The following is a 20,998-nucleotide window of genomic DNA, read 5'->3' as shown; positions in this document are numbered from 1 at the left end:
CACCCCAGACGCTTAGTCGCCCTGTTTCTTGCTGTCATCTTGCGGGGTGATTTTTTCAATAGCGATCTGCGCACCAGCAATTGCCCGGATACGCAATTCACGGGGGTGTTTGCCCAGAAACTCGTTGACGGCCCGGATCACTCCGTCGCCCCACCACCCCCGGCGGTGGTAATCATCAAACGCCATGATCCCACCCGATTTGATCTTGGGAAACAACGCCTCTAGGTCCGCAGTAACACCTTCGTAAGAATGATCCCCATCGACATAGGCAAATGAAATGCTCTCATCGTCAAAAAGCTTTAATGCTGGCACCGAGAAATCGCGAATAATGCCAACCTTGCCCTCCTCGATCTCTTTTTCGAAGGACGTGACGACCTTCTGGAAGATGGCTTCCATCTTTTCGTCTTCGGTCCTGCCAACAAACGCCGTTGTATGCGAATCCTCGCCAATATGTTTCCAGGGGTCGATCAGAAACAACTGACTGGGTTCAAGCAACTTCAGGATTGTCGGAGAAAACTCGCCCTGCCAGACACCGATCTCAACAGCCACCCCACCCTTGGGAAGGCGCGTCAGGAACGTACGTCGGATCGCATCTTTTGTATTCTTGCGTTTGGTTGCTTTGTCTGCGTTCGGTTTATTCTGGCTGCCGGGAAGAGCACCGATCACTCTGGGTTCGTTTGACATCTCGACCTCACTTGCAGACGGGTATTGATTTCTCGCGAAACCCGTTTTGTTTATTGGGCAATGGCTAACATGTCGTTGCTTCAAGAACCAGAAGCTATGTGTCGTTTTTGGAAAGTGGTGGCAACTTGTCGATACCAAGCCACGGAGGCTCGAGGCTTGTAACCCGATAGTCACTCGCTTTGCTCGCGAGAAAACGGTTAATCGCCGAAGACATACCGGAATAAGACCCTTTGCCCCGCCTGTAGGATGTAAAGGCGATGCTCCCGCCCGGAGCCAGAACCCTGTCGATCCGGTTCAACAGCTGCAACATGACACGCTCGGCCCGAACCCCGCGTATGATCACGACACCAACGCTTTGATCTTCAAACAGCTTCAGCATCAAAGGCGGCAGCGCCCGGTAGACCCTCAGACGCCCAGCGACGATCGGTTCTCGGAAGTACTCCAGCAATGCATAGAAGGTGCGATCCAGGGCCTGAAGTTTAGGATCTTGCGTTGTATCCTTGCAGGCGAACGTATCCCACGACAGCCCCCATGGCCCGATGATCGTCAATTGCGCAACTGCATCCAATGCAAGTATTTCTTCTACGATTTCGGTCTCGACATGCCCGATCAAAACCCAGTTCTTCTTGCCACTGATTGACCGCAAGAACCGCTGTCGCTGCTCTTTCGTTCTTTCAACCTCCGGAGACACTGGCGGCAGGAAAGATGAGTCCTTCGGATCGAACGGCAAGTCCACCTGTTTTGCATCAGTGATTAATGCATGCTGCGCCGCCGCTTCTTCGTACTCCATGGCCGTTCCCAGGGAATCCAGCCGGGTAAACCAGGGGTAGTTATTGGGTCTTGAGTTTTCAGATTTGGACATCTTGCCCAAACGCGTCCATTTCGCAACTTGCGCGAAAGAAACTTCGGGGTCTTTGTAGGTCTCCGCAACAAAGGAAAGATCGCCTTCTTCCATCACGCCCAGATCCAGCGCCTTTATATATCGCCCCCCGGCAAAATTCTTGTACCGAGTTATGAATCCCTGTGCGGCCTCTGTTTCACGTATCTCCGAGATACGGCGCTTGTGATAAGCAACAGCTTTTTCGTGCAAGTCTCCCAGAACACGATCCGCACGTAGATCATCATACGATTTTCCAAGGCGGTCCAATTTGGAAAGGATCGATAATTCTTCAACTTTGTTGAAGCAATGCATGTGCCAATAGGCTTGTCCCGTTGCCTCCATCTTGGGATGAAACGCGGTTGTGTTTACATCCCCCCGCAGCCGCTTCATCAGATAACTCTCGATGGATCGGACGGCATAGTGGTTCATCCTGAAAAACTGCTGCCCAAAGGCCGCGCCAGTAGTGGAATGGGACCAACCATTTCGCCGCATTGCAGGTGGCAAGGGATCTCCGTCACCATCAATCCATGCAAAGCTTTCGGCCTTACCGGCGATTGGGCCACGCGGACGGTGTGTGTTGATTGCTCGATAAGACCCGTTGTTTCTGACAAGCGATTTGAAGGCACGCACATTCTGCGGCGTCACCACCCCCAACTCTGCTGCAGATGTGAATTGTTCGATCACAAACTTGTCTTCAAACTCGACAATCCCATTGTGTCCGAACATCTGCCATATCGCGGCAAAGCCATCTGCATGTGGAAAGGTGCGAAACAGATCGTCCAGCGTACCGTCCCCAACACGGATATCGAGAAATTCGTCGACATCACAAACCAGAATCCACTCGGCTTCAGCGTACCAGGGATGTTCCATAGCGTTCGCATAGGCCGACGCCTGCGGCCCATGCTTCCAGGGACCGGGGTTATCGATATGCGCCAGAAAACCCAGTTCCTCGCATCTTTTCAAAATCGCGTCAGTGCCGTCGGAGCAGTCATTCGAGTTAACGATGAAATGCGTAAACCCGATCGAAAGGTAATACGCGATCCATTCAAGGATGAACGGCCCCTCGTCTTTCATCGTTGATATGACAAGTCTCATCGCACCTACCCGCAACTACGGCCCGCAAATTCAGGACGAAGGGAAAAATCGCATCATTGCAGAGGCATGGCGCGCTTCCCGACACCTGGCTTAGTTACGGGCCACGGATTTGCAATGCAAGTGAACAGACAAGAACGGCAAAGTCAGCTTCGCATAAGCTGATCCGCACTTCACAGGATACGAAAAGATCTGGTGCGGTCGAGAAGACTCGAACTTCCACGGGTGTTACCCCACAGCGACCTCAACGCTGCGCGTCTACCAATTCCGCCACGACCGCACTGCCTGTGACTTGGTAGAGCGGCGTATAGACGTTGGCGCACGCGATGTGAAGAGGCAAAAACACACTGGTTTAAAAACCTTCGCAGCAGTCCTATCTAAGTCGGTGATCAACACAGTTTCGATCTGACAGGAGCCGCAGATGACCTCGCCCGATACCCGCGCCATCATCCAAATCGATATCGTGTCAGACGTCGTGTGCCCGTGGTGCATAGTCGGGTTTCGCCAGCTTGACGTGGCATTGAAACAGCAGGGCATCCAGGCCCAAATTCGCTGGCACCCGTTCGAATTGAACCCGAACATGCCGCCTGAAGGGCAGAACCTGCGGGAACACATCACGGAGAAATATGGCTCGACCCCCGAACAGAGCCAGCAGGCACGTGACAGGCTAACGGCGATCGGCGCAGAACTGGGGTTCACCTTCAACTTTCACGAAGACAGTCGGATCGTGAATACATTCAAGGCGCATCAGTTGCTGGATTGGGCCGAAAGTCAGGGCCAGCAACACCAATTGAAGCTTGCGCTTTTCGACGCATATTTCACACGGCAACAGGATGTGTCCGACGTTGAGGCTCTGTTGCAGGCCGTCACGTCTGCCGGGCTGAACTCTGATGCCGCACGTCAGGTGCTTGAGACCGGCGAACACATCGCCTTGGTGCGAGAGAAACAGCAATTCTGGACCAGCAGGGGTATTTCAGGTGTGCCGTCCATGGTGTTTGGCGGAAAATACCTGCTGACCGGCGCGCAAGGGGTCGATACCTATTCCCGGGTGCTGCAACAGTGTTTGACCGAAGCGGCCTGACCCCTCTTCCCCTGCCCGTTATGGACGGATATGAGGCCGCCATGGAATGGAAAATCACCGATGGTCTGACCAGTTATGACGAAGCGACCGCCTTTATGGAGGCACGCGTCGCCGGGATTGCACGCGGCGAAGCGGAGGAGTGCATCTGGTTACTGGAACACCCGCCGCTTTATACGGCAGGCACGTCAGCTAAGGTAGAAGACCTGACCGATCCTGACCGCTTTCCGGTTTATGCAAGCAAACGGGGCGGCGAGTACACCTATCACGGCCCCGGTCAGCGTGTGGCCTATGTCATGCTGGATCTGAACAAGCGCGGGCGCGACGTGCGCCAATTCGTGAAGCAGTTGGAAAACTGGGTGATATCGGCACTTGCGGAATTCAACGTGCATGGCGAAATACGCGACGGGCGCGTTGGTGTCTGGGTGCGGCGCAACGACAAACCGCTGACGGTGACCGGCAAACCGGCAGAGGACAAGATCGCGGCAATTGGCCTGCGTTTACGCAAATGGGTTAGCTTTCACGGTATTTCGATCAATGTCGAACCGGATCTGGAGCATTTCTCGGGCATTGTTCCCTGCGGGATCAGCGAATATGGCGTGACTTCATTGGTGGATCTGGGGCTTCCGGTCACCATGAATGATCTCGATGCGGCCTTGAAGAAAACCTTCGAGGGCGTGTTTGGTGCCTCTGATTTCTGATTCTGCCTTGGCAGAGAATCAGCTTCCGCTGCGCTTGGATACAACAATATGCATGTGCGGAAGGCTCTGTTTCCGAAACACGTCGCAATTTACCAAGAACCATTCAGTTTTACGTTATTCTTTAGGCAAGTTTTAATTCTCTAGGATACACCGGTGTTGTTAACGAGTAATATGAAACTGCCAATCAAGAGTGAGTGGTATGTTAAACCGGTGATCAAGGGCTCGCCCTCGAAATCCGAGAAGTGTTTGGTTACGAGTCTGCCGTTCCGACCCCAAATCGGAACGGCAATTCATTTCCCTCCTTCACGCTGAAACCCGTGCTCAAGCCGCAATGGTCGGGGGCAGGCGATTTCTGCGCTTTCCAGCTATGGAGTCTCATGGCCTGTCCCAAGGAGGGGTTTCGGGTTTTCTTGTCTCCGGTCGCGGCGACATGCACGGGCGGATGCGGGTAATTGTCCGGATTGGCACCTCACAAACAGACATGAAGACATTGATTACAAAGAGATTTTTATCCTTTCAGCATGTTCGGCAATCAGGTCGAAATCACCCATCTTACCAGGTGGGCGCATCGACACTCCGTCATGACGCGGCAGGACGTGAAAATGCAGGTGGAAAACCTCCTGCCCGCCTGCGGTTTCGTTGAATTGTTGAATGGTTACACCCTCTGCGTCGAAGGCTTTCATCACCGCACGAGCCATCTTTTGAACGGTGTTCATGACCGCCTCCAGTTGGTCGGGCGTGGCATCCAGCACGTTTCGGCAGGGTGTTTTGGGGATCACCAGCAAATGCCCATCAGTGCGCGGCATGATGTCCATGAAGGCCAGTGTGTCGGCGTCTTCGTAAACTTTTGACGAAGGTATCTCGTCGCGCAGAATTTTGGCGAAGATGTTGTCGGGATCATAATCCATGGTTGGCCATCCGTTCCTTGAGGGGCTTTTGACCGAGTTGTGGTCCACCCGCCCCGCCGGGTCAAGCCGGGGGATTGAGCCCTGAAATGTGCAAATTGTACCGGGTTTTCAGTGGGGGTTGTACGTTTTGTACACTTGGATTTGGCATGAGATCACATCATCAGAGACAGATGCGGCACGTTCCCGACAGGTGAATTCTGCCTACGCAGCAGAGCACGGGTTTCACATTCCTTAACTCGGCTAAGACTGGTTAAGTTGTTGAATACTTCTTCCAGCTCAAGTCAAAGGTCCGCTGCGCGGACAAACCAGCCACTCGTATTGAAACGGTCTTGTCGGCGGCGACTGCCTGAAGAGAACGACGCTGTCGTTACCGACCCGGCTGCGGATTGCATTTACGACGAACTGGATCGAAAGGCCGTCGGTGTCATCCCGGTTTGGGACTTAAAGAATCGCGTGAAATGGGCCTTGTCCACATAACCCAACTTCGCGCCGATTTCAGCTGCGGTCCTGTCGCTGTTACGCAAAAGGTCTTCGGCAAGATCGATTTTTAGGCGCTTGATTTCGCGAGGCAGGGTCGTGCCATGATGCTTCAGGGCTTTGTGCAAACGATTAGTCTGAATACCCAGAAAACCCGCGATAGCGTCAGAGCTAAGATCTGGTTCATCAAGCTTGTCGCGCAAAATGGACCGCATGGCCGCAACGATCGTTACCTCGTCGTCAAGGGCTAGCCGTTTCGGCGGTGTGTTATCAGGCATCTTCGACACGTCCCGAAACAGCCAATCGACGGGAAAACTTAGCTGCATGCCAGGGTCAGGCATGAACCGGGTTTGGACACCGGCATAGTTTGGTGGCAGGCAGGCAATATAGCGGGTTTCCCATACAACCTCTGCGGGGTTCCATATGTCGCCGGCCACAGATTGCAACAGCCGGACATATATCGCCGCTCCGAAACCAGTGACTTGGACAGGGGCGACCGCGGGTTCCTGAAGTCGCGAGATCCGGTAGATCGCTCGTTCTGCCTCCACGATCAAGCTATGGCGCACAGAACTCGACTCTTGTGGGACAAGGCTTACAAAACTGGCAAGGAACTCGAACAGGGTGGTTGCTGATTGCAGGGACGTCGCGAAAGGAGGCCAGGCCTGCAGGTTGAACGCTTCGCCCACGCGAAGGCCGAGATACTTGTCGCCAGCCAGGTCCGATAACCCGTTCAAGAGCCCGAAGACGAGTTCGGAGTGGACATAAACGCCCGTGTCATTGATTTGATCGGCACTTAATCCAACCTTGTCCAGCGCCGGACGCGGGTGGATGCCGCGCTCTTCCAGGTAGTTCAGAAAGGGAGCCACCAGCGCGAGGCGAATGAAGCCTTCCCGGTGCAATTCGTAGTTGGTCTGAAGTGGCATTGGCGTCTCCTGAGGAAAGCCTAGCATGCATGGCTGAAAGAGTGTTGCCACTTTTAGGGTTAAGAATCGACTTTTTGGAATCGAAACTGGCAACCGGCTTGAACGCTTTCTCGTCTATCCTCTTTGGAATACGCCACAAAGGAGGCCAGAGTCATGCCCAGTTCAATCAAATCTGTTTTGCTCGCGACCGTTTTCGCTTTTTCCCCTGTCGTCGTCGCGCATGCGCAAGAGGGGCCACCACCGATCCTGTTCACAAATGTGGATGTGTTCGACGGGTTCGGCCCGGACCTGATCGAGGATGCCAACGTGCTCGTCGAGGGTAACGTCATCACGCAGGTCTCGACCGATCCGATCGAGGTAGAGGGCGCCTTCGTCATCGAAGCAACTGGAAAAGTGATGACGCCCGGTCTGATCGATATGCACCAACACGTGATGCTCAACGCGCCCGAAGGCACAGCAGCCTATCAGACCCGCTGGGACGGCGCGGCTGGTGGAGCAATTGCCATCCAATACATGAACGATCACATGCTGATGAAGGGGATCACGACGGTTCGGGACATCGCCGGCGATCCGCTGGATGTCGCCAAGGCCATCGATATGGGCCTCATTCGCGGACCGCGGGTATATTCCTCCGGTGGCGCCATTGGCCAGACTGGCGGTCACAGTGACTGGGCGGGAAGGAACGTACCGCCCCACATACTCGAAAACGGTTTGGATATGGCGCAGGCGACCGGCAACACTTGGGTGGTCGACGGAGTGGATGATGTTACGCTTGCTGCGCGTCTAAACTTGCGCCGGGGAGCGGCTTTTCTCAAGGTCATGGGCGGCGGAGGAGTTGCAAGCGAGTTCGATCCGCTCGAGATTCTTGGGCTCGCCGAGGACGAGGTTGCCCGGGCAGTCGAAATCGCACGTGACAACGGCACTTATGTGGCCGTGCATGCGTACCACGACGAAAGCTACGAGAGGCACCTGAGGCTCGGTACCCGCTCTTTCGAACATGGCTTCCTGATCTCCGAGGACATGGTGAAGAAAATGGTCGCAAAATACAATGAAACCAAGGACATTGTCTGGAGCTTCCAGTGCTTTATGAGCGTCAAGTCCTTCGGTAGCTATGATTCCATGCCGGCATTCTTCACACATGAACAGAAGCTCAAGGGCGTAGCGGCCGGCGAAGGCGTGCGCCGGATGTCCAAGTGGATGAATGAGTACGGCATGTTCATTGTGGGGGGGTCGGACATGTTCAGCCCTGGACTGGTCGAGAAGATCAAGGAGGACATCACCTGCAACGTCGATGCGGGTTTCAGCCCTGCGCAGGCCTTGAAGCACTGGACCGGCAACGCGGGGATCGTGCTCAAGTGGTCTGGTCCAAAAGACCCCTATCCGACCTATAACCTGGGCCAGATCGCGCCTGACAGCTATGCCGACATCCTGATCTGGGACGGCAACCCGCTTGAGGACATCAACCTGATCCTGGATGAGAGCAAGCTGCAACTCGTGATGAAGGATGGCCGCGCCTACAAGAACACCATGGTCGATACCGACAGCATTATGTACCGGCCAGCGGTTCGGGAACCGAAAACCTATCCGTAAGTCTTGAGACAAGCGCTGGGGCGACCTCTTAACGGGTTGCCCCGTCTGATCCTTCTTAGGCCTTGGGACCGCTCGACATGTGCCACTTAGATGTGTGCCTCTTCCGTGTCGTTTCAGTTTTCGCAGAGCATCAATGCGCTGCGACGACGCGAAATCGCCCAGGAAGTTGAAAGACAAAATCAAATCGCGGATAAACCAGCGCCCCGAGAAGTGATCCGCAGAGGAATCGCAATGACCATCCTTCGATCAATCGTGGCTGTTGCCGCCATGGTCCTTTTTCCGGACGTCTCGTCCGCGCAGGGACTATCTGGCCCATCATCTACCCAAGCGGATCTGGCCCCCGGCGACGGTCTGACCGATCCGCAGTTCCGCTCGGACTTTCCCCGCAATATCGCGCCCGGCTGGTTCGCCTGGAAAGAAGGTCTGGCCGAAGACGGTTTCAAGTTCAATCTCGATTACTTGTCTCTTGGACAATGGTCCAACGCAGACCTTGGTGAAGAAGAAACCGGAGGTGGTATCGCCCGCTTTTACGGCAGTTGGCAAGCAACGGAACAAGGCTCTTTGACCTTCAAGATTGAAAACCGTCATGCCTATGGCGCTGTTGCTCCGCAGTTCTTCGGGCTGGATGGCGGCGCTCTCTCAATCACCGGCACGGCGTTCAATGACAATGGCACGATGCTGACCAACCTATTTTGGACACAGCGGGCGCAGGACGGGTCGTGGACATTGCAATTCGGCCAGATTGACGTCACCGACTTTGTGGATGTCTATGGTTTGGTAAGCCCTTATTCCGGTTTTCAGAACCTCGCCTTCAACACCAATCCCACCATCAACGCGCCTAATCCGGGACTTGGGATCGCCGGAGGCCTAAAGCTCAACGACAACTTTTACCTCGTTGGCAGCGTCGCCGATGCAAATGCCGATCCTTCCTCACCCGATCTGGATGTGTTTAGCCATGGCGATCTCTTCAAGAGTATCGAGATCGGCTACACCAGTGGAATGGACCGCATCTATTTCGACAACATCCATCTCACGCTTTGGCATTCAGATGCCGCGGACGACGGCAGCCGACCTGAGGACTACGGTGCGGCGTTTTCCGCCGCTTGGTTTGTCGACAACAAATGGATGCCATTCGTGCGCGCCGGAAAATCAAAGGGCACCGCGGCTCTTTACGAAAACTCAGTCTCCATCGGTCTGGGCTACTATGGCCGCAATACAGATCTAGCTGGACTAGGGCTGAACTGGGCCGAGGCGAATGGCATTCCCGGCAGCCAGACAACGCTGGAAGCATTCTATCGCTTCTCGATTTCCCCTAACCTCCAGATCACACCGTCGGTCCAGCTCATCAACAATCCGCTGTTAAATCCGGGGCAGTCCAGCATCACGATCGTGGGTCTGCGTGCACGGGTTGTCTTCTAGCAGCTGATACGACTTTTGAGGATGGCCATTTCGTTGGGCGAGGAGCGGCCGCTTCGGGCTCGAGGCCGTCATCTGAGCGATTTTGTCGGATACTGAAGCGGTAGAAAGTGCCGAATGACCGGGTCGCGGACGAAGCTGCCGCAGACGCGACCTGACAGCGTGCTTTGCGGACTATTTTTGCAGTTCAATATTATGCTTCTGAAAGTCTGTCGTGGCGTTTGTATGCGGATAGGTTTGATCCGGCACAGATACCCCGAGGAACTCACAGAGCGGCTCCCATCCTGAGCCAAGTTCATACACTAGCAGACGGTCCGCCGGGATCACAGACTTCACCTCGGCAACATGCGCCTGGAAGTCTTTTATTGCGCGTTCCTCAGTGTCGAAGCGGTCGCCCAGGAAGACATCCACGAACTCCTGGATTTGACGCATATGTGCCGCCTCCGGCGGCATTTCGGTTTCGCGAAAAACCTTGATCGTCTTCGAGTAGGACGCGTACCAGTCCTCCGGATCACGAACCGACAGGATTACCTTCGCGTTCGGATAGCGTTCAGCCGACTCGCGCCAGAGATGGGCGCCAGGCCAGTCGACTTGGGACCGGTAGCCGTCGAAAAGCAGGTCGAGATCAAGTGGCGACCCACCACAAAAATAATCATGCCATGGACCCGCTTTCTCCGGATTATCCCGGATCTCATGCATGTGGTGGCAAGGTCCGAAGCCGAGAACCGCCAATGCTTCACGGAGGGAGTCCGTGCCAGTACGCCCGAAGCCGGCGCCAATAATTTCGAGAGCCATCAGATGAAATCCTTGCTGCGATGTGAAAGCTTTCCCCGAACTACAGTGCGGCCCGAAGTAGTCTCTGGCAATACCCCACATGATGTAAGTTGCCCGGTGCCCACCTGAACTGGATATTCACGGCGTCAAGGAAATGACCGCTCTGGGCTCGTAGTCGACCTCGGGTGCAGCGCGGCATTCTCATGGTCTGGGGTTCCACGCTGAGCAGAGACGACCCAAAGCGGACTGAAATGTTTTCGCAAAAAATGAAGTGCGGCTATAGACATTCTCTTGAGCGGTCTAACCCATCACTAAATGCATTCACCGCCATCGATAACCAAGGCTTGCCCCGTCATAAAAGCGGATTCATCTGAAGCTAAATAGACGATCCCATGGCCAATCTCTTCAACTGTCGCCCATCGACTCATAGGGATCGCCTGCTCGATGTAGCCTTGCAGTTTGGCACGACCACCCATCTGCTTTTCGAAGCCTGCATTGAAGGGGGTGTCTACAAATCCTGGACAAAGGGCATTGAAACGGATTGCGTGGACAGCGTAGTCGGCTGCCATCTGCCGGACCATCGCAACAGCTGCGTGCTTTGTAGTCGCATAGGCGATCATACCCCGGTCGTATTGAACCCCTGAATTGGAAGCAGTGACGATCACGCTGCCTCCACCTTGTGATTTCATATGGGGGACGGCTGCGCGCGCGGCAATGAAGTGAGCGCGGACATTCAATGCCCAAGAAGCATCCATTCCATCTGGTTCCACTTCTTCCAGCGTTCCTTCGATCTGCAACCCAGCATGAGAGTGCAACACGTCAAGCCGACCGAAGTTTTTTACTGCTTCGTCTATGGCTTTGGTAAGGGCATCGTCATCGGTCACATCAAGCTGTATGGCAGATGCTTGATTCCCCTCCGCAACGATCGCGGCCACAGTGGCTTCAGCAAGTGTTGCATCGCGATCCGTTACCACAACATGCGCACCCTCTTGTGCCATTGCCATTGAACCTGCCCGACCAATTCCTGATCCCGCGCCCGTCACGAGCGCGACTTTACCTGCAAGCCGCATTTCACTTGGCTCCTTTATTTAACTATTCGATTTTGAGGCGCCTCGGCGCAAAAGCAGTTGCGCTGCAACGAGCAACAAGAGCGACGCGCCCATAACCATAGCGCCGATGGCATTGATCTCGGGAGTTACGCCGCGCCGGATGGATGAGAATATGTAGATTGGCAGGGTTGTTTCTGAGCCAGCTACGAAGAACGCGATGATGAAATCATCAAATGAGAAAGTGAAGCTGAGCAGAAAGCCTGCCAAAATTGCCGGTGCTATCAACGGCAGCGTCACCTGCCGAAAGGTGCCCCAAGGCGTCGCAAAGAGGTCAGCCGAAGCTTCCATGAGGGCACGGTCCATACCCGATAGCCTTGCACGTACGATGATTATGACCAGCGCCATTGTGAACATGGTGTGTGCGGCGACAAGCGTGGGCATCCCCATGGAAAGTTGCGGGGGATTTGCTCCATCGGGCCATAGGCTCGCAAGAAGCGGGTTTAGCCAGCCGAATACGGTGACTAGGGCAATGAGTGTCGCGATACCGATGACGATACCTGGTATCATTATCGCAATATAAATCATCGCATCGAACAAAGTTCGGAGCCATCCCTTAACCCCTTGTAAAGCGATGGCCGCCATGGTTCCGAGTGTGGAGGCGAGGCAAGCAGTTATGAATGCCGCAAGCAGACTGGTCTCGAGCGCGTCCATAACAAATGGGTTGTTGAGCGCTTTGCCATACCATTGGGTCGAGAACCCCATGAACTGGCTTGCGTGTCGTCCGGCATTGAAGCTGAAAAGCGCGATGATGCCGATTGGAATATAGAGAAAAAGGTAGACGCAAATCGCGTATAAGCGCATCGGACCCTCACATCAGCGAGACATCTTCGCGCTGGCCACCCAGGCGCGAGATGAATTTCATGTAAATTGAGACAGTGACAAGCATTACGACAACCAGCGTCATTGCGACCGCCGATCCGTACGCCCAGTTTCGAGACTGCAGGAACAGGTCCACCAGCGCATTTCCGACGAAAAAGACCTTTCCGCCGCCCAAGATCGCTGGGATCAGAAACTCGCCCATCAGCAAGATGAAGACCAGCATGCAGCCTGTTGCGATACCAGGTACCGACAGAGGAAGTGTCACCTGACGGAACGTACGCCATGGGGTAGAGCCGAGATCAGCCGATGCTTCCAGAAGGCGTTTATCCAGTTTGTCCAAGCTTACAAAAATCGGGAAAACCATCAAAGGTAGATACCCATAGACAATCCCAACAAGCACAGCGAAGGGCGTATTTATCAGGCGGATATCATCGATGCCGATCGACTCCAGTAAAGCGGGCAAGCCACGCCCCCCAAGGATGAATATCCATGCGTATGACCGGATCAGGATCGATGTCCAGAACGGCACGATTACCAGGATCAACAGCGAAGTTCTCCACTTTGGTGAACAACGCACCGCAAGAAAGTAGGCGAGCGGATAGGCAATTACCAACGCAGCGATAGTCCCCAGAGGTGCAAGGATCAAAGTGTTCTTAAACGCCGTCCATCGCGCAGGAAGGTTGGCATATTGTTCCAAAGTGAACGCTGGAACATAGCCTCCGGCGGCACCCCGTTCGCCAAAGGAAAAGACGAAGACGACCAGCAGAGGAAGGGCAAGCATTACCAAAAGCCAAACTCCTGCCGGTGCCAGCAACAGTGCTTTTCTGCCTCGTTCGGTCATATTGTCCTCGTCTTTTCCGATATTGGCGGCCTTACCGCTTAGGCCGACTTGAAGCGGGCGAGCAACTCGGCACGGTTTGGATCGGTTAGCGTAGCCGCCGCGCCAAACTCGAGCGCATTCAGAAGGTCAGCTGCCGGATAAAGGATCGGATCTTCCAGCAATTCCTTCGGCAGCAACGCATTGGTGCGAGCATCAGCCGATGGATAGCCATGAGCGAGGACTTCTTTCGCATTAACTTCCGGGTTCAGCAGGAAGTCGATCAAGGCATAGGCGGCATCCAAATGGGGCGCGCCCTTCGGAATAGCGTAGTAGTCGGACCAGAGTTCACCGCCCTCAGCTCCCAGAACGTAGGCGATTTCAGGCATGTCGACATTCATCTGCTTGCCGTCACCTGTCCAGCACATCGTCATCCAAGCGTCACCGTTGCGCATCGGTGGCTGATAGTCAGACGAAATTGCAAACAGATGCGGCTTAGCATCCAGCAACAATTTCTCTGCATCGGCCAGTTCCTTCTCATCGACCGAGTTGAAGGAATAGCCAAAATACTTCAGGGCATTACCGATAGTGGTGAGTTGGTAATCGTGCACCATTGTCCGGCCTGAGTAACCCGCCATAGTCAGGTCCCAGAACTCTTTCCATGTGGTTGGAGTCGGAGCGCCATCAAGCTTGCTGGTATTCACTGCAAAGCCGGTCGTGCCCCAGTTTTTCGGCACCGCGTAAAGCTGGCCATCGACAGAACCAGCATCGGAAAAGCGCTGTTCGAATGAACCTGCGTCGTAGTTTGGCAGTTTGGACGTATCGAGCGGGATGATCAGATCTTCACCCACATACGTAGTGATCGTGTAATTGGTTGGAACGAACACGTCCCAGCCAGAGCCTCCGGCCTGCAACTTTGCCAACATCTCTTCGTTCGAGCCAAAAACATTGACCTGAACATGGGCGCCGGTGGCTTCCGTGAAGGCTTCGAAGTTCATCTCGTCATGGTAGTTCGGCCACGTGGCGAGGATCACTCGGTCGCCAATGTCTCCGGCAGCAAATGCCGGGCGTGGACGCAACCCAGGCATGGCCGTGCCCAGAACGGCCGTTGCCATCCCAAGACCTGTCACGCCCAAAAAATGTCGCCGGGTGACCGAACCCTTTTGGTACCGGCGAAGCTCTTCCATGAACTTTTGCTTGGAAATAGTCCCGTTATCATTGGTCATCGTGAACCTCTCTGTTGTTGGATTGCGGGAGTTGTTATTTTTCAAGGATCAGCAGTGCGCCTTCGCCCCATGAGACAAAGGCTTGCTCTCCTGCATTGAACGTCCCCTCGTTCAATTCCGCTTGCCTTGGCACAAGCACGTGGAAATCACCCAGTGCTTCGTTGCGCGCAAGGTATTCTGTGTGCTCCCCAAGGAAGATCCGATTTTGAATGGTAACTGGCAGAGCAATTTCAGCTGCGGGCAGCGCGCGTGTCAGCGTGATCTGTTCAGGACGGATACTGACGCACACTTCCTGTCCTGCATCTATTGGAATCTCCGGAGTTCCGTGCACCTTTTGGCCACTCGCTAAACGCACAGTGATTTGGTCGGCTACAGCGTCAGTTACAGTTGCATCAAAGAAATTCGAGGTGCCTACAAATCCAGCCACGTAACGGCTGCGGGGCATGTCATAGAGTTCGCGTGGGCTGCCTACCTGCACAATACTGCCACCTTCCATCACACAAATTCGGTCGGACATTGAAAGCGCTTCTTCTTGGTCGTGCGTGACGAGGACAAAAGTTATTCCCAGTTGTCGTTGCAGGTTCTGCAGTTCAAACTGCATTTCTTTTCGAAGCTTTCGATCCAGAGCAGCCATTGGTTCATCGAGCAGCAAAAGCTTGGGCTCGTTTACGATCGCACGCGCCAAAGCGACGCGTTGCTGCTGACCACCAGACATCTCCCAGATGCGACGTGGGCCAAACCCACCAAGACGGACAGTTTCCAGCGCCTGCTTAACCTTTGTCGCGATTGTTTGCTTGTCTATGCGTGGTCGTTGTTGGCGCAGGCCGTACGCGATGTTGTCGAACACGCTCAGGTGAGGAAAAAGAGCGTAGTGCTGAAACACCATGTTGACTGGGCGATGGTGCGCATCCAAGTCGTTGACGACTTCGCCATCGAGCAACACCTGACCTTCGGTTGGTTTCTCGAAACCTGCCAGCATTCTTAGTGCTGTGGTTTTGCCGCAACCAGATGGGCCCAAGAATGACAGAAACTCTCCTTTCCCAATGGAAAGATTCAGGTCTTTGGCAGCGACCACATTCCCGAAGGTCTTGGTCACTCCTCGGAGTTCCGCAATCGTCTGCATGGTGACCCTCATGTCAAAGCTCATATACTGCCGTTTTCCTTTTGCTTGATTTTTTGGCATTTACTGGCATACCACTCAAACAAGAAAAAAGTAACAATAACTCGGAATAACTGTATATACCACAATTAGAGTATAGAGGTTCTTTTCGAGAATCTGGAGCGGCGTGTGTACGATTGGATGGAAGAGGCCGGCAGGGTCGTGGAGAAGATCGGAACCCCAGAATTTCCATGTGCTTTGGCAGATGGCTTGCGGCAGGTCGCACCATTCGATTTTACAGTGGTGTTTGGCCATGTCGGAACCGAAGCACCGATAGACCTTCACGACGATTTTCCCAAAAGCAAACGGCGTATTTTTGTTGAGGATTACCAAGCGGGGCCCTACGTACTTGATCCATTTTTTTTGGCCGCGACAAAACCGATAACACCGGGTCTGTACCGCATGCGCGATATCGCACCGGACAGGTTCTATCAGGGCGAATACTATCGCAGCTATTACAAAAGGACTGGGTTAGCAGAGGAGATTGGCTACTTTATCGATATCCCAAGCACTGGGATGGTTGTGGTCTCGCTCATGCGATCAGTGAAGCCTTTTTCAGCCAAGGAAATTCGTCATTTGCACGCTCTATGGCCGCTCGTTCGGGCAGCCTGTTGCAAACATTGGAGTGACTTTCCAACGATGACCCGCGGCGCCGCAGCAAATGGCGTTAGTCGTCGCGTCGATCTTGCTTTCCAGGCATTTGGCGATGGCGTTCTGACGCCACGAGAAAGAGAAGTCGTTGAGTTCACGTTGAAGGGCCATTCGGCAGAAGCTGTCGGCACAATTCTCGGCATCTCTCCAGGCACAGTCCGCATCCACAGACGCAACATTTACGCGAAACTTAGGATCAACTCGCAGGGTGAGCTTTTTTCAAAGTTCATTGAAAAGGCACTTTAAAAGGTTCCTTGAACACCCACTTTGTCCGCATGGCCGCCGTCGGTTGATCGTGCAGCATCGGTCACTGGGGGCTCCGTGCTGCGGTTAGGGAAAATTTAGTGAATTTCTGCTGCGCGGACGAAGTCGACATTCACTTTTGCATAAAGATTACGACGGCGATTGCGCCAAAAATTCCACATCAAAAGCTTGCAGAAACAGGCTATCCCGAGCGCTCTCGCCTCAAGCTCAAGTGCGCGAGATTTCGGTTCATTCCGCTCCCAGAGCGAACGTGCCTAAAGATGAGCGTGAACAACCGAAAGCGCGTGATTGAGAGTGTTTACTGCGAACTCTCTTTGGCTGTCCGGATCATTTAGACGCAAACGTGCATCTTCCTGTTCTGCCTTGTAGCCCACTGGAAACTTATCACCTTCCAATACTGTTCCCCAAACCTGAATGTCCTTGATTGCCATGGGATCCACAGTCAATGGGTTGTCATCCAAAATAGTGAAGTTCGCTCGCTTGCCAGGTTCGATACTGCCAAGGTCCCGTTCAAGACGATGAGAATAGGCGGCGTTGATTGTCACTCCACGTAAGGCCTCTTCGACCGGGACCGTCTGATCCTGTCCTGCTACCCGACCGGAACTCGTCACGCGGTTCACCGCACACCACATTAGGAACAATGGATCACCGGGCGCCATCGGCATATCGGAATGCAGTGACCAGGAAATACCCGCTCGATCCAGATCACCAAGACGGACCATTTCATTGGCGCGTTCAGGACCAAGACCGGTTTTACTGTATTGATCCGCAAGTGCCGTCACGTAGTAGGGATTTGCGGAAACAATCGCGCCCAGACGTTTGATACGCATGACCTGATCGGGCGCACTCACAGCAAAGTGCACGATCACCGTTCTATGATCGAAACGAGGGTTTCTGCGCAAGTTCCGCTCTAAGGCGTTTAATACACGGTCCAACCCGGCGTCACCGTTGACGTGAATATGAACTTGGTAGCCCGCGTCCCAATAGGTTTGAAATGCACGCTCAAAGGCCGACAGGTCCATCATCCACTCGCCATGGTAATCGCCAAGCGGATCGTCCCTCAGTTGAATGGCAAGGGAATATATCGCACCGTCCGCAAAAAGCTTGACGCTGCCTTTGGACATACTGGTCTTGCCACCATACCAGTCGACAAGTGCTTCTGTCTGTTCGATCACATCTTCAGCATTGTCATATTTGGCGATCAGGCTTCTTCCATCTGGAATGAAGCTCCACCGGAACGGCATTGAGGGTGCGGAGAATACAGCGTTCACCGCATCCTGAACCGGGCGTGCCAGAATGCCGCCTGGCTCGTTGCCGTAGGTCACGCCCTTCGCATGCATGTAATCGCGCATGGTCTCCAAACCAGCGCGAAACTTTTCAGGGGTTGCCACGTATGGTGCAATCAAAGGCAGAACTGCAAACAAACCCTGTTCCCAGAAGTGTCCATGCTCAAAGCTGGATTGCATCTTTTCTGAGTCGGACCAGGCGTCCATGACCTCTTCGGTAACGCCCGCGGCCTCCATTGCAGCAGAATTCAGAATGAATTCGTGGCATGAGCGGGCCCACACAAAGATAGGGCGTTCGCTGCTGATCTGGTCAAGGTCCGACCGTGTCAGTGGACCATAAAATGCCGCGTGGTATCCCCATGTCATGACAGGGGTGTCCGGGTCTTGCTGACCATTAACAGCTTCGGACAACCGTGCCAGAAAGTCATCCTTGTCCACAACGGCGCGCGATATACCCTGTGGCAAGTCCCAGTCCTCTATCGAAAGAATGACGGACGAAAGGCTCAAGCCGCCCAAAACTGGGTGATCATGCTGGGCGATAAAGCCGGGAACGATGATAAGGTCGGCGAATGTGTCATCAACGGTGAAGGGCTGTTCACCAATCGCCTCTTGGACTTGCTCTCTAGTGCCGGTCGCCAAAATCCGACTGTTTACAACAGCAACGGCTTCGGCGCTTGGAAGGTCGGGATCAAGTGTGACGATCTCGCGAGCCGTAAAAATCGTGACTTCATCAAGATCGAGTATCGCTCCGCCAAGATCGGTCAGCGTGCCTTCTTGCCCGAACAATGTACTCGGAGCAACGAGGATCGTCGTGCTCGTCAGGAAGGACCTTATAAACGCCCGTCTGGAGTTGTTTCCCATGGTGGATGCCTCTCCCTAATGCACTTACTAACACAGAATACGCAGATGTCCGCAATTCGGACATCGATCGATTTTCCCAAAACAACCGCTCTGCGGACGGAGCCGCCTGATGCTGGCTCAGCGAAAATTGCTTTGAATGCTCGACGGTGTCACCGGATTGCTCGCGGCGGCGCAGCAGGATTTACCGAACGCAGACGTACAAATCACACAAATCGGCCGAGATCCAATCCGGACATTCGCTGCGCTCCTGTTCTACGTCTCACATGCGGACGAAGCGGACCTCACTTTTTTGAGGGCGCAGCGGGAGTTTTACGGGAAAAAACCAATTTCCTTTGAGCGCCATTGGGTGACATCGCCTTTACTGCGAGTTGCGTGGATTTTGTGAAGGTGCTCAGCTACTCTCCCGCTACAGGGGGGACACCAAATGAAGCGACGCCTAGCCGCCATACTTGCTGCCGACGTTGTCGGGTATTCCCGTCTCGTGGAAGCAGATGAGGAAGGCACGCTAGCAGCTCTGAGGTTGTTGCGGACACAAACAATCGAGCCGCTCATCGTGCATCACCATGGCCGTGTTGTGAAGCTCATGGGTGATGGTTTTCTCGTCGAGTTTGCAAGTGCTCTTGATGCGGTGAAGTGCGCCATTGGCTGGCAGGAAGGCATTACGGGGCAAGACGAGCGTTTCCCTCTGCAGTTTCGAATTGGGATAAATCTCGGCGATATCGTAATTGATGGGGACGACATTTTAGGCGACGGCGTGAACATAGCGGCGCGTCTGGAAGGTCTGGCGGAGCCGGGTGGTGTCGTAATTTCCAACGTTGTGCACCAGAGTGTGCATGGCAAACTCAATCTCGTATTTGAGAGTGGTGGCGCCCATACACTTAAGAACATTGAGACGCCGGTCACAATCTGGACGTGGGTCGGCAACGTTCCCAAGGCTGGTAATCAGACGCCTTTACTATCGTTACCGGACAAGCCGTCCATCGCGGTGCTGCCGTTCACCAATTTGAGTGGGGATGCGGATCAAGAGTATTTCTCCGACGGGATAACGGAAGATATCATTACTGAGTTGAGCCGCTTTAGGAACTTGTTCGTGATCGCGCGCCACTCCTCATTCACCTACAAGGACCGGAGTATCAAGGTGCAGGAAGTGGGAAGAGATCTCGGCGTCGAGTTTGTCGTTGAAGGGAGTGTCAGAAAAGCCGGGAGTCGCATCCGGGTGACTGCTCAGCTGGTTGAAGCATCGACTGGCAACCATCTCTGGGCTGAACGTTATGATCGAGACTTGGAAGATATTTTCGCCGTACAGGATGAACTCACGGAAAGCATTGTGTCTTGTCTGCCCGGGCGCATGGAAGACGCCGGAACGTCTCAGGCAAAGCGCAAACGCACCGCCAGTATGACAGCCTACGACCACCTGCTGTTGGGGCTAGAGCAGTTCAGACGATTTGCGCGGGAACAGAATGCCAAGGCGAGGGAGTATTTTGAAAAGGCAATCGAAATAGATCCCCTTTTTGCGCGCGCGCATGCCCTACTTGCCTCAACCTATGTCTGGGACATTATGGCCGAGTTCGGAGATGAACATTGGGATGAGGCATACCAGAGCATTCAGACGGCTCTGTCACTTGACCACGAAGACGCGTGGTCGCATGCGATTCTGGGATTTCTGCTATTTCTGCAGAGGGAGGATGAGGATGCGGCAGCGGAGTTTCAACGTGCCGTTACTTTAAATGCAAATGATGCTGATGTTGCAGCCTTCAGGGCTAACGTGTTGGTCTATTTGGGCCAATGGCCAGACGCCTTGGGTTCGATTTCGAGAGCGCTGCGTCTCAATCCTCACCCACCGCGATGGTACCACTGGTATCACGCTCTGGCTCTTTTTTCTGGCCACAAGTACGAGGAAGCACTCGGCGCAATAAGGAGAATTGGGCCACATTTTACACCTGCTCACGCCTATGCTGCAGCATGTCATGCGCACATAAACCAGATTGAAGATGCCAGATCGGAAATGTCGATCTTCGCAAACGCTATAGAAACATTTCCGAAGAGCCACGCTCAATGTCAGCAGCGGACGGCCTCACGCGTAGCTGCGGAGCGAGCTGCACGGTATAGGGTACCAGAGGACAGTGCGCACTTTCTGACCGGACTAAGAAAGGCAGGCTTCAGTGTTTAGGTGCCATTGATGCGACGCATTAAAAGAGTCCGGTTAACCCACAGAAACCACCCTAGAGGTTTAATCTTTGGGTCGGCTTGGCAACGCTTGCCCATCCGTCAAAAAGAATTGCC

Annotated in this window: 17 protein-coding genes and 1 tRNA gene; 6 read left to right on the top strand and 12 right to left on the bottom strand. The window is 54.0% G+C overall.

All coding sequences use genetic code 11. From position 1 onward, the window contains the following. Window positions 1-12: 12 nt before the first annotated feature. From ACR0NZ_RS19170 to ACR0NZ_RS19160, 3 genes are all read right to left on the bottom strand, one after another. The gene (locus ACR0NZ_RS19170) at window positions 13-684 is read right to left on the bottom strand and encodes a class I SAM-dependent methyltransferase (RefSeq protein WP_480521136.1); all 672 of its coding nucleotides are present in this window, start codon (window positions 682-684) and stop codon (window positions 13-15) included. A 94-nt stretch (window positions 685-778) separates the two neighbouring features. Continuing rightward, window positions 779-2,659 carry a glycosyltransferase family 2 protein gene (locus tag ACR0NZ_RS19165; RefSeq protein WP_480521134.1) on the bottom strand — a complete coding sequence of 627 codons (1,881 nt, stop codon included), beginning with the start codon at window positions 2,657-2,659 and terminating at the stop codon, window positions 779-781. Window positions 2,660-2,849: 190 nt separating this feature from the next. Next, window positions 2,850-2,936, bottom strand: a tRNA-Leu gene (locus ACR0NZ_RS19160). Between the two features lie 141 nt (window positions 2,937-3,077). On the opposite strand from ACR0NZ_RS19160, the gene ACR0NZ_RS19155 reads away from it, so the two are divergent. Further along, window positions 3,078-3,737 carry a DsbA family oxidoreductase gene (locus ACR0NZ_RS19155; protein WP_480521132.1) on the top strand — a complete coding sequence of 220 codons (660 nt, stop codon included), beginning with the start codon at window positions 3,078-3,080 and terminating at the stop codon, window positions 3,735-3,737. Window positions 3,738-3,778: 41 nt separating this feature from the next. Further along, window positions 3,779-4,435 carry a lipoyl(octanoyl) transferase LipB gene (gene lipB / locus ACR0NZ_RS19150; RefSeq protein ID WP_480521130.1) on the top strand — a complete coding sequence of 219 codons (657 nt, stop codon included), beginning with the start codon at window positions 3,779-3,781 and terminating at the stop codon, window positions 4,433-4,435. A gap of 494 nt (window positions 4,436-4,929) precedes the next feature. Here the strand turns inward: lipB and ACR0NZ_RS19145 are convergent, their stop codons facing one another. Further along, a complete protein-coding gene (locus tag ACR0NZ_RS19145) occupies window positions 4,930-5,343 on the bottom strand; it encodes an HIT family protein (protein ID WP_480521128.1) in 414 nt (137 codons plus the stop codon). 392 nt (window positions 5,344-5,735) lie between these two features. After that, a complete protein-coding gene (locus ACR0NZ_RS19140; RefSeq protein ID WP_480476176.1) occupies window positions 5,736-6,836 on the bottom strand; it encodes an AraC family transcriptional regulator in 1,101 nt (366 codons plus the stop codon). Window positions 6,837-6,896: 60 nt separating this feature from the next. Between ACR0NZ_RS19140 and ACR0NZ_RS19135 the strand changes: the two genes are divergently transcribed. Both ACR0NZ_RS19135 and ACR0NZ_RS19130 read left to right on the top strand, forming a co-directional pair. Beyond that, complete coding sequence (locus tag ACR0NZ_RS19135; protein ID WP_480521126.1) at window positions 6,897-8,333, top strand: amidohydrolase family protein; 1,437 nt, start codon at window positions 6,897-6,899, stop codon at window positions 8,331-8,333. Window positions 8,334-8,564: 231 nt separating this feature from the next. Next, complete coding sequence (locus ACR0NZ_RS19130; protein ID WP_480476172.1) at window positions 8,565-9,752, top strand: carbohydrate porin; 1,188 nt, start codon at window positions 8,565-8,567, stop codon at window positions 9,750-9,752. 171 nt (window positions 9,753-9,923) lie between these two features. Here the strand turns inward: ACR0NZ_RS19130 and ACR0NZ_RS19125 are convergent, their stop codons facing one another. The 6 genes from ACR0NZ_RS19125 to ACR0NZ_RS19100 all read right to left on the bottom strand — a co-directional run bounded on the left by ACR0NZ_RS19125 (window position 9,924) and on the right by ACR0NZ_RS19100 (window position 15,617). Further along, complete coding sequence (locus ACR0NZ_RS19125) at window positions 9,924-10,544, bottom strand: sulfotransferase family protein (RefSeq protein ID WP_480521124.1); 621 nt, start codon at window positions 10,542-10,544, stop codon at window positions 9,924-9,926. A gap of 290 nt (window positions 10,545-10,834) precedes the next feature. After that, on the bottom strand, window positions 10,835-11,593 hold the full coding sequence (locus tag ACR0NZ_RS19120) for an SDR family NAD(P)-dependent oxidoreductase (RefSeq protein WP_480521122.1): 759 nt from the start codon (window positions 11,591-11,593) through the stop codon (window positions 10,835-10,837). A gap of 18 nt (window positions 11,594-11,611) precedes the next feature. Beyond that, window positions 11,612-12,433, bottom strand: a complete 822-nt coding sequence (locus ACR0NZ_RS19115) for an ABC transporter permease (RefSeq protein ID WP_480521120.1) — start codon at window positions 12,431-12,433, stop codon at window positions 11,612-11,614. A 7-nt stretch (window positions 12,434-12,440) separates the two neighbouring features. Beyond that, entirely contained in the window at window positions 12,441-13,292 is an 852-nt protein-coding gene (locus ACR0NZ_RS19110) for an ABC transporter permease (RefSeq protein WP_480521118.1), read from the bottom strand. A gap of 38 nt (window positions 13,293-13,330) precedes the next feature. Then, window positions 13,331-14,494, bottom strand: a complete 1,164-nt coding sequence (locus ACR0NZ_RS19105; protein WP_480521116.1) for an ABC transporter substrate-binding protein — start codon at window positions 14,492-14,494, stop codon at window positions 13,331-13,333. Window positions 14,495-14,528: 34 nt separating this feature from the next. Continuing rightward, a complete protein-coding gene (locus tag ACR0NZ_RS19100; RefSeq protein WP_480521114.1) occupies window positions 14,529-15,617 on the bottom strand; it encodes an ABC transporter ATP-binding protein in 1,089 nt (362 codons plus the stop codon). A gap of 165 nt (window positions 15,618-15,782) precedes the next feature. Here ACR0NZ_RS19100 and ACR0NZ_RS19095 point away from each other — a divergent pair, with 165 nt between their 5' ends. After that, a complete protein-coding gene (locus tag ACR0NZ_RS19095) occupies window positions 15,783-16,550 on the top strand; it encodes a helix-turn-helix transcriptional regulator (RefSeq protein ID WP_348540160.1) in 768 nt (255 codons plus the stop codon). 272 nt (window positions 16,551-16,822) lie between these two features. Here ACR0NZ_RS19095 and ACR0NZ_RS19090 read toward each other — a convergent pair whose 3' ends face one another. After that, window positions 16,823-18,715 carry an amidohydrolase gene (locus ACR0NZ_RS19090; RefSeq protein ID WP_480521111.1) on the bottom strand — a complete coding sequence of 631 codons (1,893 nt, stop codon included), beginning with the start codon at window positions 18,713-18,715 and terminating at the stop codon, window positions 16,823-16,825. 424 nt (window positions 18,716-19,139) lie between these two features. Here ACR0NZ_RS19090 and ACR0NZ_RS19085 point away from each other — a divergent pair, with 424 nt between their 5' ends. Beyond that, window positions 19,140-20,885, top strand: a complete 1,746-nt coding sequence (locus tag ACR0NZ_RS19085; RefSeq protein ID WP_480521109.1) for an adenylate/guanylate cyclase domain-containing protein — start codon at window positions 19,140-19,142, stop codon at window positions 20,883-20,885. Window positions 20,886-20,998 lie beyond the last annotated feature (113 nt).

It is taken from the genome of Ruegeria sp. AE3, assembly GCF_056542225.1.
Note: the sequence above shows the minus strand (reverse complement) of the source record. Positions and strands in the feature narration are given on the sequence as shown.

What these genes read in the sequence shown, in the direction of transcription:
- ACR0NZ_RS19170 (WP_480521136.1), bottom strand. Translation starts at nt 684, where the DNA reads ATGTCAAACGAACCCAGAGTGATCGGTGCTCTTCCCGGCAGCCAGAAT.
- ACR0NZ_RS19165 (WP_480521134.1), bottom strand. Translation starts at nt 2,659, where the DNA reads ATGAGACTTGTCATATCAACGATGAAAGACGAGGGGCCGTTCATCCTT.
- ACR0NZ_RS19155 (WP_480521132.1), top strand. Translation starts at nt 3,078, where the DNA reads ATGACCTCGCCCGATACCCGCGCCATCATCCAAATCGATATCGTGTCA.
- lipB (WP_480521130.1), top strand. Translation starts at nt 3,779, where the DNA reads ATGGAATGGAAAATCACCGATGGTCTGACCAGTTATGACGAAGCGACC.
- ACR0NZ_RS19145 (WP_480521128.1), bottom strand. Translation starts at nt 5,343, where the DNA reads ATGGATTATGATCCCGACAACATCTTCGCCAAAATTCTGCGCGACGAG.
- ACR0NZ_RS19135 (WP_480521126.1), top strand. Translation starts at nt 6,897, where the DNA reads ATGCCCAGTTCAATCAAATCTGTTTTGCTCGCGACCGTTTTCGCTTTT.
- ACR0NZ_RS19130 (WP_480476172.1), top strand. Translation starts at nt 8,565, where the DNA reads ATGACCATCCTTCGATCAATCGTGGCTGTTGCCGCCATGGTCCTTTTT.
- ACR0NZ_RS19125 (WP_480521124.1), bottom strand. Translation starts at nt 10,544, where the DNA reads ATGGCTCTCGAAATTATTGGCGCCGGCTTCGGGCGTACTGGCACGGAC.
- ACR0NZ_RS19120 (WP_480521122.1), bottom strand. Translation starts at nt 11,593, where the DNA reads ATGCGGCTTGCAGGTAAAGTCGCGCTCGTGACGGGCGCGGGATCAGGA.
- ACR0NZ_RS19115 (WP_480521120.1), bottom strand. Translation starts at nt 12,433, where the DNA reads ATGCGCTTATACGCGATTTGCGTCTACCTTTTTCTCTATATTCCAATC.
- ACR0NZ_RS19110 (WP_480521118.1), bottom strand. Translation starts at nt 13,292, where the DNA reads ATGACCGAACGAGGCAGAAAAGCACTGTTGCTGGCACCGGCAGGAGTT.
- ACR0NZ_RS19105 (WP_480521116.1), bottom strand. Translation starts at nt 14,494, where the DNA reads ATGACCAATGATAACGGGACTATTTCCAAGCAAAAGTTCATGGAAGAG.
- ACR0NZ_RS19100 (WP_480521114.1), bottom strand. Translation starts at nt 15,617, where the DNA reads ATGCAGACGATTGCGGAACTCCGAGGAGTGACCAAGACCTTCGGGAAT.
- ACR0NZ_RS19090 (WP_480521111.1), bottom strand. Translation starts at nt 18,715, where the DNA reads ATGGGAAACAACTCCAGACGGGCGTTTATAAGGTCCTTCCTGACGAGC.
- ACR0NZ_RS19085 (WP_480521109.1), top strand. Translation starts at nt 19,140, where the DNA reads ATGAAGCGACGCCTAGCCGCCATACTTGCTGCCGACGTTGTCGGGTAT.